This window comes from Paenibacillus sp. GCM10027630, from assembly GCF_042676305.1.
Classification (GTDB): Bacteria; Bacillota; Bacilli; order Paenibacillales; family NBRC-103111; genus Paenibacillus_S.
In genome coordinates this window covers 1-14716 of record NZ_JBHTGY010000017.1, presented here as the reverse complement: position 1 = coordinate 14716, position 14716 = coordinate 1, and the positions used below count along the sequence as shown (strand labels likewise).

Below are 14716 nucleotides of genomic sequence, written 5' to 3'. Positions count from 1 at the left end.
CACTGCACATGCAGTTATTTATTTAGAAATGACATGCAGAACAAGCAGTCTCCTTCTGTTCGTAAATGTCCGTAATAAACGTTGCATATATGGAAGCCTTCGTGGTACAGCTTAGCTAAATTATCGTGGCCAACACCCGTAATTTCTTTGGCTTGTGCTTGCGCTGCCGTAATAGGCACGAGTGGCACCCCTGTGTTTACTGGGCTGGCATCCTTCTTCAGCACCTTGCGCAGCTGCTGATTTTCTATGCTTAATCTTTTATTCTCTTCCAAAAGCTCAATAATTTGCTGTTTCATCTGGCCTAATTCCGCATATATGGTACCCATCTGTTTTTCCAACTGATCGATTTGCACAAAAACGTCCCGTTTATCCACACGCTCACCTCAAAAGCTTAATGCTGCGCTACCACATCGTCAAAGGAAAGATCCATTACTTTTCCTAACTCGTAAATCTGTACTTTGGCTATTCGCCCACCAATGTTCAGCGACACCACGCGACCATTACCTAACGAAGTAATGACATCACTGCCTACTCGCGGCACGTCCTCTTTGGCACTTTCATAATTATCGTGCTCATATTTCAAGCAGCACATTAACCGGCCGCAAAGTCCGGAAATTTTCGTAGGATTTAATGATAGATTTTGATCCTTCGCCATTTTAATGGAAACCGGTTCAAAATCACCTAAAAAGGAAGAACAACATAAGATACGGCCGCAAGGACCGATTCCTCCCAGCATCTTGGCTTCATCACGAACGCCAATTTGCCGCAGTTCAATCCGTGTACGGAACACACCCGCCAAATCTTTTACCAGCTCCCGGAAATCAACTCTTCCTTCGGCCGTGAAGTAAAAAATAATTTTATTGCGGTCAAATGTATATTCAACATCTACCAACTTCATCTTTAATTGATGATCTTTAATTTTTTCCTGACATAATGCAAAAGCGTTCTTGGCCGCCGACTTATTATCTTCTACAAGCTGGGCATCCGTCTGATCTGCAATCCGAATCACTTTCTTCAAAGGCAATACAACATCTGATTCCTGCACCGTCCGTTTGCCGATAACCACTCTTCCGTATTCTATCCCACGAGCCGTTTCAACGATAACCGCACTTTCATTGTCTACAGGTAGATCAATAGGATCAAAATAATATATTTTACCCGCTTTTTTAAAGCGAACGCCAACCACTGAGTACATGCTACACCCCCTTCAGTTGCATTAACATTTTTTCCAGCACAAGCTGCGGGTTAGCGTGAAAGCGGAGTCTTTTTTGCAATTCAATCGCTTGATCCAAGCAGGTTACCCAGTGCTTCATATCATAAGACAGGGATTGTCCTGCCATCCATTCCGTTTGGTCTGCATAAACCAAATCGTTTCGATCACCGAGACTTAGCCGCACCATATCTTTAAGCCAAAGAATCAGCATATCCATAAACATAGGAAGCTGGTCCGAAAGCTCCGATTTAGCCATCTTTTGCTGCGCTGTAAGCATAGCCGTCGGCAATCGGGTCAAGCTTTCCTTAGTCAATTGTATCACTAGGTTTCTTATTTCTGCAAACCCATTTCCTTGAATAAGTTCACGAGCGGCATCCGTACCTGCAGCCAGGCGAACAGCGGCCTGAATTAGCACAGAAGAATGGCCTTCGGATTGAAGAGCAGCTACCATCAACTGACGGTTAAGCGGTGCAAAAGGAACCCATTGGGATCTCGACCGGATAGTCGGTAAAAGAGCTTGTCCATTATCCGTAATCAGTATAGCTACGACACGAGAGGTTGGTTCCTCTAAAAATTTCAACAGGCTGTTAGCCGCCTGCACGGTCATTGTATCGGCATTCTCGAGCACATACATTTTTAGTCCTGAAGCAACCGCACGATATGAAAACTGCTTCTGCAGCTCGCGTATTTGTTCAATCTTGATCGATGCGCCATCCGGCTTCACCCAATGAAGGTCCGGGTGATTTCCATGCTCTACCTTGCGGCAGTCCAAGCATTCCCCGCAGGCATCGTCAGGCAGCACCTGGCAGTAGAGCGCTTGAGCAAAAGCAAGCGCCATCTGCCTCCGTCCTGTGCCGGAAGGACCTGTGAAAATATAGGCATGAGAAACTTTATCTGTACGCAAACTGTTTTGTAATATACGTTTAACACGATCTTGCCCTGGTATGGATTGAAAAGACATCTCGGGTCCATTAAATCCTTTCCTAATTATCTATAGATGTAAAATGCATTTAGCCAAGATTAAAGCTAAAAAGTAAGATTAATCAGCATGCCTCGAATCTCGCCGATTTTATGAAGCAAATCGATACGTCCCTGCTCACTCTCCAGCATATCATCAGCCATCATGAGCAGCTGTTGGTCCACTTCCTCAAGCAGCTTATAACGTTTGGCGCGCCCACGGCGATCCCAACCCCTCGTATCGCGAAGTTGAACGCCGCGGCGTGCCGTTTCCTCCAGAAACTGCTTGACGAGCAGCTTATACTGGCGCAGCTCGCGCACCGTCATCGACTTGGCCAGTCTATCGCCCTGCATGCTGATCTGCTGTAAAATACGCTGCAGTTGCTCCTGCGACGCTCTTTCGTCCTGATTCTGCATCATATCGGAGAATGATTTATTTTGCAGCTGCTGAGTGGATGAACTTTCACTGCGCTGAATTTCTTTGCCGAAAGTACGTATGCCGGGATTTATTTTCACGCTGGTGTCCAACCTTTCTGTTCTTTCAAGGATACACGGCTGCGCTACCCTTTGAGAACGGGGTCGATCTTAGAAATGCTCAAACCTTTCAACCGGAAGCACGAATACTGCTGCACCGCCAACCTGTACCTCGACAGGGAAAGGGATATATGAATCCGTAGTGCCGCCCATGGGGGATACCGGTGTTACCATTTGCTCACGAATCTTACAATTCGTTTTGATCACCTGCATGACTTCGCTAATACGTTCGTCTTCTATTCCGATCATAAAGGTCGTATTACCGGCGCGTAAAAAGCCACCCGTACTTGCTAATTTCGTTGCCCGAAAACCATCTTTAATCAAAGCATTAGAGAGACGGTTACTGTCTTTATCCTGTACTACGGCAACAACTAATTTCATGGCATTGCCCTCCTTTAACGTTTATGAGACGACTTTTTTCTTCATTAAAGTATGATAGTAGTGCGAGTTCACGAAGCGGCTATTTTACAAAACCACTACTCTAATAATTTGACATAAGTACTCATAATTCCTGCTTACCTAAGGAAGCGGTCCCAAAAGATGAGAAATGTTTTCCGCCTCAAACTATTCGTGGTTACCAGAACAGCTGCTCCAACCCGTCTATCTATAGTATATGAAGGAAATGCCCTTCAGGTTCGGACTTCGAGCAAGGGGGTTACCATGGTGCTGCAAATATGCCGATAAAATAAAAAGCTGACCATAAAAGGACAGCCTGTACAGTTAAAGTCATGACCCGCTTCTTAAATCTTCAGAAATAGATTAAGAGCCTGCTTCACGCGTTCAAATACTTCTTTTATATGATGGTTCGCGTCCACTTTAACAATTCGATTGGGAAAAAGCTTTTCAACCTCCAAATAACCCTCACGAACCTGTTGATGGAACGCTAATGATTCTAAATCAAGTCTATTAATCTCTCTATCCTCATGGGCATGAATCCGTTTAAGTCCAACTTGCGGATCAACGTCCAAATATAGGGTTAAATCGGGCAGCACATTATCTATCGCAAAGTTGTTAATTGCCAATACCTCTTGAATGCCCAAGCCCCTCGCATACCCTTGATAGGCCAGGCTGCTGTCAATAAACCGGTCGCATATCACTATCTTACCTGCAAGCAGAGACGGTACTACCTTTTCTACCAGGTGCTGCCTTCTTGCTGCTGCATATAGTAAAGCTTCAGTGCGTCCGTCCATTAACGTATTTTTTTTATCTAAAATAACCGATCTTATTTGTTCGGCAATTTCTATTCCGCCCGGCTCACGGGAAGTAACGATCTCATAGCCTTTCGAAGCAAGATATTCGCTGGCCAAGGTAATGACGGAAGTTTTTCCAGCTCCCTCACATCCCTCTACGGTAAAAAAGTACCCTTTTTGCATATCTATATATATTCTCCATTCATTTTGTGGATCATACTGTGTAAAAAAACTTCCCCTAAAACCCCTTCAAGTTTACCATTATTATAATGGGTTTGTGCCGATAATGAAAGAGCCCCTCCGTTAAGAGGGGTTCATGGAGCTGTTCATCCAATCGCGAAGCTCTTCAAGCATTTGTTTGATCGTAGGGGTTTCATATTGTATGGAGCGCGTGCTTTTCAACGTCCTGTCAAGGTCAATAACATCATTTGGCTTAATCTGGACATCCCTCTTCTTGAAAACAAGTCGACATTGCTCCAGCAAGTTGTATTTGCTGACCATTTCCTTGCCTGCCAGGTGAACAATCCCTCTAAGCTTGGGCTGTTCTTCAATCAAAAAACAAATGAATTTGGCTAATTCCAACGTTGTGACTCCATTCCATGCCACATTGACGAAGCCCTTGACGATTCCCCGCTGACGCATAAACCATTCGAACAAGCCAACAGGCTCTTTTCCAAGTTCAGGCCCAAACATTGATACTCTAATGGTCACATGCGGAGCCTTAACTTCTCCCAATGCCTTAGTTTTGGCAAACACACTGGTTCCATCAGGTACATGAATTTCCTCGTAATTCCCTCTATTTCCTTCAAATACACCGTCCGAGCTGATCTGCACTAGTCTGGCTCCATAGCGTTCCGCGAGCTTTGCCAGTTGATGCGGCAGAAGAGCGTTAATTCGGTAAGCCGCGATCTCCTGCTGTCGTGCTAAATCATACCAAATGCCGCTTGAATTCACGATAACATTGGGCCTAATTATAGCGATTAGCTTTTCAACCATGACCATATCCTCCGGATCCCAGAATAAAGCCCGTTCCGGCTTGACTTTAGGATGAGATCCCGTTGCTGTATAAAACAGCTCATGAGAGGTACATCGGGATAAGTAGTTAAATAACATGTAACCTGCCATTTCATGACCGCCAAGGATTAATATTCTCATAATCACTATTCACCTTTTAGATTTCTTCAAAGTTTTGCGCCTATAAAGCGGGCTTTTAGAGACAGCATGGATGGTTTTCGTCCAATCATCCCGGTACAGAACATGAATTTTTAAATTCATTATATGTGTATGTCAGACGATTCGAGGAGGTTAGGGATAGATACCTATTTATTTGTCAGGCAAAGGCTCTCCTTCTTTATATGCAGTCCTATTTAGTTTGTTATAAGGCTTACAGCTTGGGCGCTCAATTGGATGGGTGACCATACCGTTTCCGATTTCTAACATAGTCTATATAGATCCTGAGGTCGATCAGTTATAAACGATTCTTAAAGGAAAAGGAGGATTTGTGTGCAGATCGTAATTCGACACGTTTTCTATGAAGCCACCGGATATGGGAATAGTGCCCGGCAAATCGCTTTGGCCATGGATCAAGCAGGTGCTGATATTAAGCTGGAATCGATGGGTAGAAGAGACGAATTTTTGGATCCTTCTATGGAAGCATTTCTGCAGCAAATGGAAAACAAACCTTACCAGGAAGACCGGATTTTGTTAAAGGTTGGAACCGATTTGACCGAAGAGGATCGTCGGTTTTACCGGAAGGTTGTCAATTGTTCCATGTGGGAAACGAACAAAGCCCCAGCTCCTATGGCGAACGACTGCCATAAATTCGATGCTATCATATTACCCAATTCATTTAACCGGCAAGCTTTCTGGGATGCAGGAGTCCGTATTCCGCTTTACATTGCCCCTTATGGAGTAGATTCCAATCTCTACACGTCGGAAGGCGGAAAGGAAAGATTCGGAGAGGGAGACAATACATTCTTATTCTTATCCGTTTTCGGCTGGTCATACAGGAAAGGCCCGGACGTCCTAATTAAAGCTTTCCTGGAGGAATTTGAAGCGGATGAACCGGTAGCACTTGTTGTCAAAACACACGGGTTGGACATTCAGCAAAAACCCGACCGGGATAGTTATGAATCCATCGTACAATCCGTCACAAAGTCAAGGCTCCCCAAATTCAACATAGTGACCCGCGTCATGACCCCGAATGAAACGGCAGCAATGTATCGCGGTGCAGATTGCTTTGTGCTTTCAACCCGTGGAGAGGGGGTTGGACTGCCCGTACTAGAAAGCATGTCAAGCGGAGTCCCCGTCATTGCAACCGGCTGGAGCGGTCTCGTTGACTTTTTGGGCCCCGATAGCGGCTATTTACTTCCCTACAAACTAGTTCCTGCTGGAAATGTGCATTATACAAATTTGTACGGTGAGGATCAATTTTGGGCAGAACCCGATCAAGGATCGCTGCAAAACTTAATGCGCAGGGTCTACGTTCGCCGGGAGGAAGCGAAAAATAAGGGAAGGAAAGCAAGGGAAATGGCTAAGCATTGGAATTGGAACCGCACCGCCCATGCATTTATCGACGCTTTAGAGCAAATTGCCGGAAAACCAATCGCAAGAAAATGATATCCGCAGCAGAATGATAACGTTGAATCGAGGTGATTGTGTATGAGGTTTGGCGTAGATATGATGTACGCCCAGGATGATTGCGCGTTTCATGGCATTGGAAATTATTCCTTTGGGCATATGACACATCTGGCACAATTGCCTGATGTTGAATTGTTCATGTTCCAACCTGATTTCCGGAATATGACCCGGGAGCGTTATGTGAAACAGCTATCCCAATTCATTTCAATGAATAATCTGGATTTTTTCCACTTCCCGAATCCTATGATGGTTCAATTCCCGGATGCATTTTGGAGCGGGGAGCTGCCTAAGGTTCGGTGGACAGCTCTAGTGCACGATATCATTCCGTGGGTTTACCGGAGTCTTTATCTTCCCACGGCAGAGGCCCGTTTATTTTACAAGAAGCAATTAACGATGCTCCAGCAGATGCACCATGTGTTTACAAACTCGGAGTATACCCGTCAGGATCTGGTTCGTATTGGTTTTCCTCCGGAAAAAATCACGAATATTTCCGGAGGGTGCGACAACTCTTTCTTTCCCCTGGATCATGTTGACCTTGGGGGGTTCTCCCATGCGTTCGACATACACGCTCCCTATGTACTTGCTTTTACTCCGGGCGATTTCCGGAAAAACGGAGAAAGACTGATCCGTGCGTTTGTGCGGGCTGTGAGAGAAAGAGAGGATCCCTGGCAGATTGTTTTCACCAATGATACGCCCAATGAAGCTTTATGCCAACGTCTGCGGAATTTGGCTGAGGAAGGTGGAATTCCTGGGGACCGGATCTGCTTTACGGGCAGAATTTCCAAATCTCAAGTTCTGCGTCTGTATAACGGAGCTAAAGCCGTAGCTATGCCGACGCTCTATGAGGGTTTTGGTCTTCCCGTATTGGAGGCTATGCAGTGCGGCACTCCAGTGCTTACTTCTACCGAGACGTGTATGTCGGAAGTAGGGGGTAATGCAGCCGTATTCGTGGATGCTTACGATATTAACAGTATAACCGAAGGACTGAATAAAGTTTTGTTTGATGATTCTTTGAGACGGGAACTTAAAGCCCGCGGATTGGATAGGGCTGAACAGTTTCAATGGAACAAGGTAGCGGAACGTACTTATCATGTGTGCCAACAAATTATGGCAACTGGTGGCGGAGCAATCGGCCTGTTTGAATTGAAACCAACGGATGGGAAAGAGGAAGACATTCCTGTTGGAATCTATTTTCCTGAACCTCGTCCCGCTGGATCCATTCCTGCCGGAACCCCTCCCGCCACAAATGGCGGGGTCGTTTCTACGGAGCCTCACCCGAACCGGGATCTCCCATCAATTAACACCGAGCTCCAGACAATAAAGGAAACTAAAAGAAAGAGGAAAAAGTTCCTATTTAAAAAACGGCCCAAACAATCGCGCAAAAAACGAAAACTTGTATTGAAGCGGATTGGGCGCAAAACCATAAAAGCCCGCTATAAAAAGAAGAAAAAAGGGTTAGCGACCCGTAGGTCACGCAAATTTGTAATGAAGCGTATAGGGCGTAAAACCTTGAAAGTCCGCGATAAAAAGAAGAAAAAAACGGGAACAACCCGCAAGACAAACAAATTTAAGTTGACGGTTGTAAAAAAGAGGCGAAAAGCCTTAACGAAAAGATAAGAGAAGCTTCTGATCGAAGCCAGCAGACAGCCACCCCCGTCAAGGGTCGGCTGTTTTTATACCTAATGGGTAAAATGACTTTCGTATTCTTTTTAATAGGACCCTTTACTTCCATGATTGGTGAGTTTGGAGCATCAGGACATTCGCCAATTTCTCACGGCTTGGGTATTTGCGTAGAAATAGAGTGTCTATGGCTCATAGTATATAAATAAAAATAGAGGTACTGAAAGGAGTGAAGGCGAAAATGAAAAAAATCTCAAGCCTTCCCCGGATTAGAAAAAAAATAAGAAACCGGAATCGATTAAGAAGGCTAATGACCGTCAGATTAAAAAAACGTTCTGTTCGAAAGGCAAAACTGCGAAATATTATTTTACTAAGAAAGAAACGTCCGTTCAAAAAGCGCCAATTAATCAAAAAGAAAAAAATAAAATTTACCGTACAGAAATTAATTCACCTACAGCCCATCCACTCTACCGTACCTATACCCCCTGACTTGCCTGCCATTCCTACACAGGCTGAACTACAGGAGCATACGTCTCCTCCCGTGGAAGACTATTCGGATGTACCTCCACAACTGCTGGAACCTGGTGTTAATCTGATTGGATATACCCGGACGGAAATTGGTTTGGGTGAAGCTTGCAGATTAATGGCTAAGACTTTTGAAACGGTTCAGCTGCCTTTTGGCATCCTAAGTTTTACCGATCCGGGTGCAATAAGCGCAAGAAATACTGATACATCTTGGGTTCATAAAGAAATGAATCACGCCCCTTATAAGGTTAATCTTCTTCATATGAATGCCCCAAACTTGCGCTGGGCTTTTGACCTTAATGCGCTGCCATTAGGCAAAGGACTCTTAAATCACCGATATAATATTGGTTATTGGGCATGGGAAATGCCTGATTTTCCTGATGAATGGTGCAACAGCTTTGAGCTCATACAGGAGGTTTGGGCACCAACAAGCTTTATTGTGGAGTCCATAAAAAAGAAATCCCCCGTACCGGTAATCAGAATGCCACATGCTATTGAAGTTCGAGGTCAAGGCAGAAACAGGCCTATTTTCGGTTTACCGGAGAACCAATTTCTGTTCCTTGCTATGTATGACACGCACAGCCTTAAGGAAAGAAAAAACCCGCAGGGTTCAATTGAGGCATTTAAAAGAGCGTTCGCATTTAACGATACCTCAGTCGGCTTGGTGATCAAAGTCAACAATCCCAATACGAACCCGGCGGAGATGGAAAATCTGAAAGAACTAATCCATGGTTACTCTAACATTTACTTAATTCGGGAAATTTTGGATCGTGATAAAGTCGACATTTTAATCAACTCCTCCGATTGTTTCATGTCCCTCCACAGATCCGAAGGCTTTGGCCTCGTACTGGCGGAAGCTATGTATCTCGGAATACCAGTGATCGGAACCAATTGGTCCGGAAACACTGAATTTATGAACGCAGACAATTCCTGCTTGGTAAATTATTCATTGGCCCAGTTAGGAAGGGATATAGGCCCATACAAAGCGTTTCAAATATGGGCGGAACCGGATATCGACCATGCGGCATACTTTATGCGCAAATTGGTAAACGATACACGATGGCGAAATTCAATAGCGCTGCGGGGACAGCAGACCATACGAAGCGGTTACTCTCCGGCGGTCATTGGGGAGATGGCCAAAAAACGGCTGATGGAAGTAAGTTTACTGGTTTAAGAAGAGAGTATGCTGGAGATCCAATATCATCAAGCTAGCGTATACGGCATCGATGCTTCTCCGATGCTCATCTCCAACTTAACCAATGATCCTCCCTCTTATTAAGAATTGGAAAAATTGGCCTCTGCCGTTGTATACGCGGTCGCCTTTCTCCTTGCCATCCACTTCAAGATCATGTCGCAACAAACTGGGACAAGACAGAACCTATTTTTATTATCTGCCTATGATTTCAAACTCGTCTACATACGCAAATGGACAAGCTGTATTCAAAATTGGGCCAAATGCCAACTCTCCCTAATAGTCCGTTACTTATCATAGTCGACGATTGTAGCATGCATCCGATTTAAAATACAATTTGGCGGTCATGAGGACATGTGCCAATTTCTCAATTACCGGGTCATGGTCCATGGTAGCGAAAGATGACTTGCATATCGTATAGGATGGTCTGCTTATTCAATAGAGATCAGGGACAGGAGGGACCGAATTGAAAGTCATCATAATGGCGGGTGGAAAAGGAACACGTTTTTGGCCCCGAAGTACAGAAGCCACGCCTAAGCAGTTTTTAAGGCTCACCTCGGACGAGACAATGCTTCAGGTGACATATAACCGTTTTGCTGAATGGCTTCCAGTCGATTCCATTTACGTAGTGACTGCCAAGCTATATGAAGATAAGGTTTTAGAGCAACTCCCCCATTTGAGTGGCGACAGGCTCATTATCGAACCGGAGCAGCGGGATACGGGACCGTGCACTGCGTTGACTGCACTTCATTTTTTATGGCGCAAAGATGACGAAATCCTGGTGTTTACTCCTTCAGACCAGTATATATCCGACGCCCAAGCGCTGTGGCAGGCTTTACTTGAGGCAGAGAAAGCGGCCTACATGGGTAGAGCCGTCGCTACCATAGGTATCGTGCCGTCACGACCGGAAACCGGTTATGGTTATATTGAAACGATGGAAGAAGAGACGGAAAGCTTGTTAAAAGTAAAGAGATTTATTGAAAAACCTAACGAAATTGAAGCCAGATCTTTGATACAACGTCCCAACGTGTTTTGGAATAGCGGCATATTTGTATGGAAGCCTTCAACCATTGAGTACTATATGAAGAAACATCAACCTGAGTTATGGGAGCCCTTAGTAAGAACAAAAGGCCAAGAGGATGCCATTAAAATCATTTATCCTTCTTTGCCTAGAATTTCCGTTGATTATGCCATAATAGAAAAAGCAGAGAATATCCTTATGAGACCCGTTCAATTTATCTGGGATGATGTTGGGAATTGGACTTCACTTGAACGCATTCGTTTGGTAGATGATAAAAGCAATATGCTGCAGGGTGATATCCATGCTTATTGGACTGAAAACAGCATCTTATATACGGAAAACCAGAAAATTGTGGTGATTGGCGTTCAAGATCTCATTATCGTATCTACTGACGAGGGGATGTTAATCTGCCATAAAACAAGAGAACAAGATATCAAGAAGGTTCTCCAAGTCATTCAGAACGACCGGAACCTGATTGAAGGAGAGAGTTAGCGAAGGTTGTTTATCGGAGCCGGGTGGTGATACTAGAGGTTCCGTACGATCATGAGAGCCGCATGCGGCAATTAAAAGCCAGTTATAAGCATAGAGACGTCTACAAGGTATACTGGCCGATCATATCGGCCAGTATACCTTGTAGACGTCTCTTGCTTCGCTTGCATGTAATTATTCTCTACCTGCTATTAATACAGGCAGCATGGGTACCTCCCCGGAAATCATCCCATGGATTCGGGCTCCCATTCTGACCAATTGGGTTAAATATTTAACCACTTCCTCTGTAATACGCTCACCTGGACATAGAATGGGTATTCCCGGAGGATAAGGCACAATCATCTCGGCCGACATCTGCCCTATTGCTTCTTCAAGTGGAAGCTGAGCTGTCCCTTTTTGCCTGTACACATGCTCATCGAACGAAACAGGCTCAGATAACCCCGGTACAATGGAATACGTATAAGTTGATTGCCCTTGCTCCACATTGATCTCAGTGCGATGTGCCCTATCATCAATTGCTACGTTCCCTATATTCTCCAATGCCTCAGCTAGCCTGCCCGCATCGTTTTGTGTGGAAGCTAAGCTGAAGACAAGAAGCACGGCCTGCGGGTCGGCTAGCTCCACGAAACAACCCCGCGCCTCAAGTGCATCCTTCAGTTCAAACCCGCTCATTAAGCCCTCGCGATCCTTCAGTATCACTTTAAACGGGTCTTGACGGATACTGCCGAAATCCGCCGGTTTAGTCTCCAGCAGTTCGAACCTGCTCAGCTCCTTCATTCTTTCTTTGAATTGCTCCACGACAGCTATGCCTTGTCCCAGTAGCTCTTCACCATTGGTATGCATCTGCTTTCGGCTAATATCCAAGCTTGCCATTAAAGGATAAGACGGACTCGAGCTTTGAAGCATCGTCAAATACAGCTTGATTTCCTTCCGCTCAATAAGATTACCCTGTACATGCAGCATGGCTCCCATAGTCATGGAAGTTAGCAGCTTATGAGTTGATTGTACTACTACATCCGCCCCACAGGATAACGCCGATTTAGGCAGCGCTGGGTGAAATCCGAAATGCGCTCCATGCGCCTCATCCACTAATAGCGGCTTCTCCCTATCATGAAGGAGCTGCACAATGGGTTCAAGCGGCATAGCCCTTCCATAATAGCTGGGGCGTGTTATAAGAAGCCCCTTGGCTTCAGGATACTTATCCAGTGCCAGTTCTACTGCTTCGGCCGGCAGACCAAGTGTCATACCTGTTTGCGGATCTACCTCGGGGTTTAGAAATACCGCTCTCGCTCCTGCCAGCATAAGTCCATGAATCACTGATTTATGCACATCCCTCTGAACAAGTAGAAGCTCACCCCGTCGACAGACGCTAAGAATCATCGCCAGATTACCTACGGTGCTTCCGTTCACAAGGAAGAAGGTTTCCTCAGCCCCAAAGCAGTCTGCTGCTAATTGTTGTGCCTCCAATATCGCCTCTTCCGGATGATGAAGATCATCCAAACCGGCTATTTCCGTCACGTCCAGCCGCAGCATGGCTTCATAATAAGGCCGGGCGGATGCCTCCAAGCCTTGTCCTGATTTATGACCAGGGACATGGAAGCTGGCGTGCTCTCCCCCGGCGTGTTCGATTAACCGCTCAAATAGCGGAGCCTTATGTTTATTCATGTCAGTTATTCTCCCTATCAAACCAATAAAATGTATAAGCCTATTGTAACAAACAAAAAGCTCTCAACCAACGGGCAGCCGCCGAGATGAGAGCAGTTCTTTTTTCATAGACGAACTAAGCGTCTTTTTTATATAAAATTTGCTTCATTTGGTGGATAAAAAAAGAATACTTGGCATCCATAACATCGGTTTGGACCATCTCGTGTTCGCAGTCCTCGCAAATAAATTCTGATATAATTATAATGCCGTATTCCTTTGTTTGCCCGCAGATGATGCAGTTATGGGTCATAGTCTCAAGCATTGGGTCTCCCACACAACTCACCTCTATTCTTCTTTTCTATCAGTATGTCCTCATTCTCTTAAAGTAAACCTTACTGCTATATTTTTATGAAAATAGCTCGTACATAGTTCCAAAAGCTTATTTTTGGCCCTTTTCCTGCCGATATAATAAATAATTAAAGAAATCTATGAAAATGGACGAGTGAGGTTATTGTGAGGGAACAACAGCTATCCAAGGAATCAACAGTTTATCATTACCGTCTTTTACAAAGGATTCACTCCAATAAGGTTTATTTCGGTATTTACTGGAGCCTAATTGCCGCACTCTATATCTGGGATTTAATCCATCTGCAGCCGTTTTTTCTGCCCATTGGGCTTATTATCATTCCATTTCTACATACTCTTTTGATATACCTGTACTATAAACTAAAAGAGAAACGCAAGCTTGCACACTGGATGCACCAGCTTCGATTACCTTGGATCGGATTTGTTCCAACTAATTTCATAGCCCTGCACCGTTTAATGAGGCTTCATCTTCAGTTGCTGTGGATCCCTGTTGTGATTAGCGCCAGCTTCTACCCCTGGGTATCACTTGACCTTATTATACATATAATATTTGTTCATTTTTGGATTTTACTGCCGCGATTTATTATTTTTTTCCGATTTCGGCGCCATATTGAGAATGGCCTTCTAAAAATTAATGAGCAGGACACCTCTTGTTACACACAATAGTGAATGGTTTAAACAACAGCCCTATTTCTAAACAACCTATAACTCTTTCTTGCTTTCTATTATAGTTATGCAGTTTCATCAGGTCTGGCTTCCCCCAAAGGAAGCCGCCTTTTTCCGAAATCTGCCTGGAATATTCTCCTTAACGGTGAGTCATTTACTAGGCAAACCTTTGTAATTTTATTCTTATAGACACTATCCCCTTGCTTCAGTAAAAATCCACCTTCTTGAGGCTAGCCTCTTCCCAACACCTGTCGTCAGGCAAACCCTTGGAAAAATAACAAAAAAACCTTTTCGAACTAAGTTAAGTCCAAAAAGGTTTTTTCTGTTGTTGTTTTGCTTGGCAACGTCCTACTCTCCCAAGACCCTGCGNTTTGCTTGGCAACGTCCTACTCTCCCAAGACCCTGCGGTCTAAGTACCATTGGCGCTGGAGGGCTTAACGGTCGTGTTCGAGATGGGAACGCGTGGTTCCCCTCCGCCATCATCACCAAACGATGTTTTGCTTGCGCAAAACTAACTTGTTGAATACTTCTGCCAAGAAGCATCGTTAACATCTATTCAAGGCGGCTTGCACCCTGAAAACTAGATCCGAAACAAGCAGCGTCGAGCAACGCTATATATTTTTCACGGGGCCCCCCGCAAAGTATTCGGAGTCAGCTTC

13 protein-coding genes and 1 rRNA gene are annotated in these 14716 nt (G+C 44.8%); 4 read left to right on the top strand and 10 right to left on the bottom strand.

The genetic code is table 11. The features are described from left to right. Positions 1-14: 14 nt before the first annotated feature. The 7 genes from yabA to ACFQ0C_RS09405 form a co-directional block, all read right to left on the bottom strand. Positions 15-374 carry a DNA replication initiation control protein YabA gene (yabA, locus tag ACFQ0C_RS09435; RefSeq protein WP_258217627.1) on the bottom strand — a complete coding sequence of 120 codons (360 nt, stop codon included), beginning with the start codon at positions 372-374 and terminating at the stop codon, positions 15-17. Between the two features lie 17 nt (positions 375-391). Then, a complete protein-coding gene (locus tag ACFQ0C_RS09430) occupies positions 392-1195 on the bottom strand; it encodes a PSP1 domain-containing protein (RefSeq protein ID WP_258217626.1) in 804 nt (267 codons plus the stop codon). Position 1196: 1 nt separating this feature from the next. Continuing rightward, on the bottom strand, positions 1197-2174 hold the full coding sequence (gene holB, locus ACFQ0C_RS09425) for a DNA polymerase III subunit delta' (protein WP_258217625.1): 978 nt from the start codon (positions 2172-2174) through the stop codon (positions 1197-1199). Positions 2175-2239: 65 nt separating this feature from the next. Beyond that, a complete protein-coding gene (locus tag ACFQ0C_RS09420; protein ID WP_258217624.1) occupies positions 2240-2686 on the bottom strand; it encodes a YaaR family protein in 447 nt (148 codons plus the stop codon). A gap of 69 nt (positions 2687-2755) precedes the next feature. Beyond that, positions 2756-3085, bottom strand: a complete 330-nt coding sequence (locus ACFQ0C_RS09415) for a cyclic-di-AMP receptor (protein WP_171656598.1) — start codon at positions 3083-3085, stop codon at positions 2756-2758. A gap of 359 nt (positions 3086-3444) precedes the next feature. Then, positions 3445-4077: a dTMP kinase gene (gene tmk / locus ACFQ0C_RS09410; RefSeq protein WP_379366156.1), complete on the bottom strand. Its 633-nt coding sequence runs from the start codon at positions 4075-4077 to the stop codon at positions 3445-3447. A gap of 120 nt (positions 4078-4197) precedes the next feature. After that, the gene (locus tag ACFQ0C_RS09405) at positions 4198-5049 is read right to left on the bottom strand and encodes a sugar nucleotide-binding protein (RefSeq protein WP_379366153.1); all 852 of its coding nucleotides are present in this window, start codon (positions 5047-5049) and stop codon (positions 4198-4200) included. A 348-nt stretch (positions 5050-5397) separates the two neighbouring features. On the opposite strand from ACFQ0C_RS09405, the gene ACFQ0C_RS09400 reads away from it, so the two are divergent. From ACFQ0C_RS09400 to ACFQ0C_RS09385, 4 genes are all read left to right on the top strand, one after another. Next, complete coding sequence (locus ACFQ0C_RS09400; protein ID WP_379366151.1) at positions 5398-6513, top strand: glycosyltransferase family 4 protein; 1116 nt, start codon at positions 5398-5400, stop codon at positions 6511-6513. Between the two features lie 42 nt (positions 6514-6555). Then, the gene (locus ACFQ0C_RS09395) at positions 6556-8151 is read left to right on the top strand and encodes a glycosyltransferase family 4 protein (RefSeq protein WP_379366149.1); all 1596 of its coding nucleotides are present in this window, start codon (positions 6556-6558) and stop codon (positions 8149-8151) included. Positions 8152-8395: 244 nt separating this feature from the next. After that, positions 8396-9853, top strand: a complete 1458-nt coding sequence (locus ACFQ0C_RS09390; protein WP_379366147.1) for a glycosyltransferase — start codon at positions 8396-8398, stop codon at positions 9851-9853. Between the two features lie 484 nt (positions 9854-10337). Continuing rightward, positions 10338-11384, top strand: a complete 1047-nt coding sequence (locus ACFQ0C_RS09385; RefSeq protein ID WP_379366145.1) for a mannose-1-phosphate guanylyltransferase — start codon at positions 10338-10340, stop codon at positions 11382-11384. 171 nt (positions 11385-11555) lie between these two features. Here the strand turns inward: ACFQ0C_RS09385 and ACFQ0C_RS09380 are convergent, their stop codons facing one another. From ACFQ0C_RS09380 to rrf, 3 genes are all read right to left on the bottom strand, one after another. Next, positions 11556-13046 carry an aminotransferase class I/II-fold pyridoxal phosphate-dependent enzyme gene (locus tag ACFQ0C_RS09380; RefSeq protein WP_379366143.1) on the bottom strand — a complete coding sequence of 497 codons (1491 nt, stop codon included), beginning with the start codon at positions 13044-13046 and terminating at the stop codon, positions 11556-11558. 115 nt (positions 13047-13161) lie between these two features. Next, the gene (locus ACFQ0C_RS09375) at positions 13162-13347 is read right to left on the bottom strand and encodes a sigma factor G inhibitor Gin (RefSeq protein ID WP_258217671.1); all 186 of its coding nucleotides are present in this window, start codon (positions 13345-13347) and stop codon (positions 13162-13164) included. 1083 nt (positions 13348-14430) lie between these two features. Beyond that, positions 14431-14547 (bottom strand): 5S ribosomal RNA (gene rrf, locus ACFQ0C_RS09370). Between the last annotated feature and the right edge of the window lie 169 nt (positions 14548-14716).

What these genes read in the sequence shown, in the direction of transcription:
- holB (WP_258217625.1), bottom strand. Translation starts at nt 2,174, where the DNA reads ATGTCTTTTCAATCCATACCAGGGCAAGATCGTGTTAAACGTATATTA.
- ACFQ0C_RS09430 (WP_258217626.1), bottom strand. Translation starts at nt 1,195, where the DNA reads ATGTACTCAGTGGTTGGCGTTCGCTTTAAAAAAGCGGGTAAAATATAT.
- ACFQ0C_RS09405 (WP_379366153.1), bottom strand. Translation starts at nt 5,049, where the DNA reads ATGAGAATATTAATCCTTGGCGGTCATGAAATGGCAGGTTACATGTTA.
- ACFQ0C_RS09380 (WP_379366143.1), bottom strand. Translation starts at nt 13,046, where the DNA reads ATGAATAAACATAAGGCTCCGCTATTTGAGCGGTTAATCGAACACGCC.
- ACFQ0C_RS09375 (WP_258217671.1), bottom strand. Translation starts at nt 13,347, where the DNA reads ATGCTTGAGACTATGACCCATAACTGCATCATCTGCGGGCAAACAAAG.
- ACFQ0C_RS09395 (WP_379366149.1), top strand. Translation starts at nt 6,556, where the DNA reads ATGAGGTTTGGCGTAGATATGATGTACGCCCAGGATGATTGCGCGTTT.
- ACFQ0C_RS09415 (WP_171656598.1), bottom strand. Translation starts at nt 3,085, where the DNA reads ATGAAATTAGTTGTTGCCGTAGTACAGGATAAAGACAGTAACCGTCTC.
- tmk (WP_379366156.1), bottom strand. Translation starts at nt 4,077, where the DNA reads ATGCAAAAAGGGTACTTTTTTACCGTAGAGGGATGTGAGGGAGCTGGA.
- ACFQ0C_RS09390 (WP_379366147.1), top strand. Translation starts at nt 8,396, where the DNA reads ATGAAAAAAATCTCAAGCCTTCCCCGGATTAGAAAAAAAATAAGAAAC.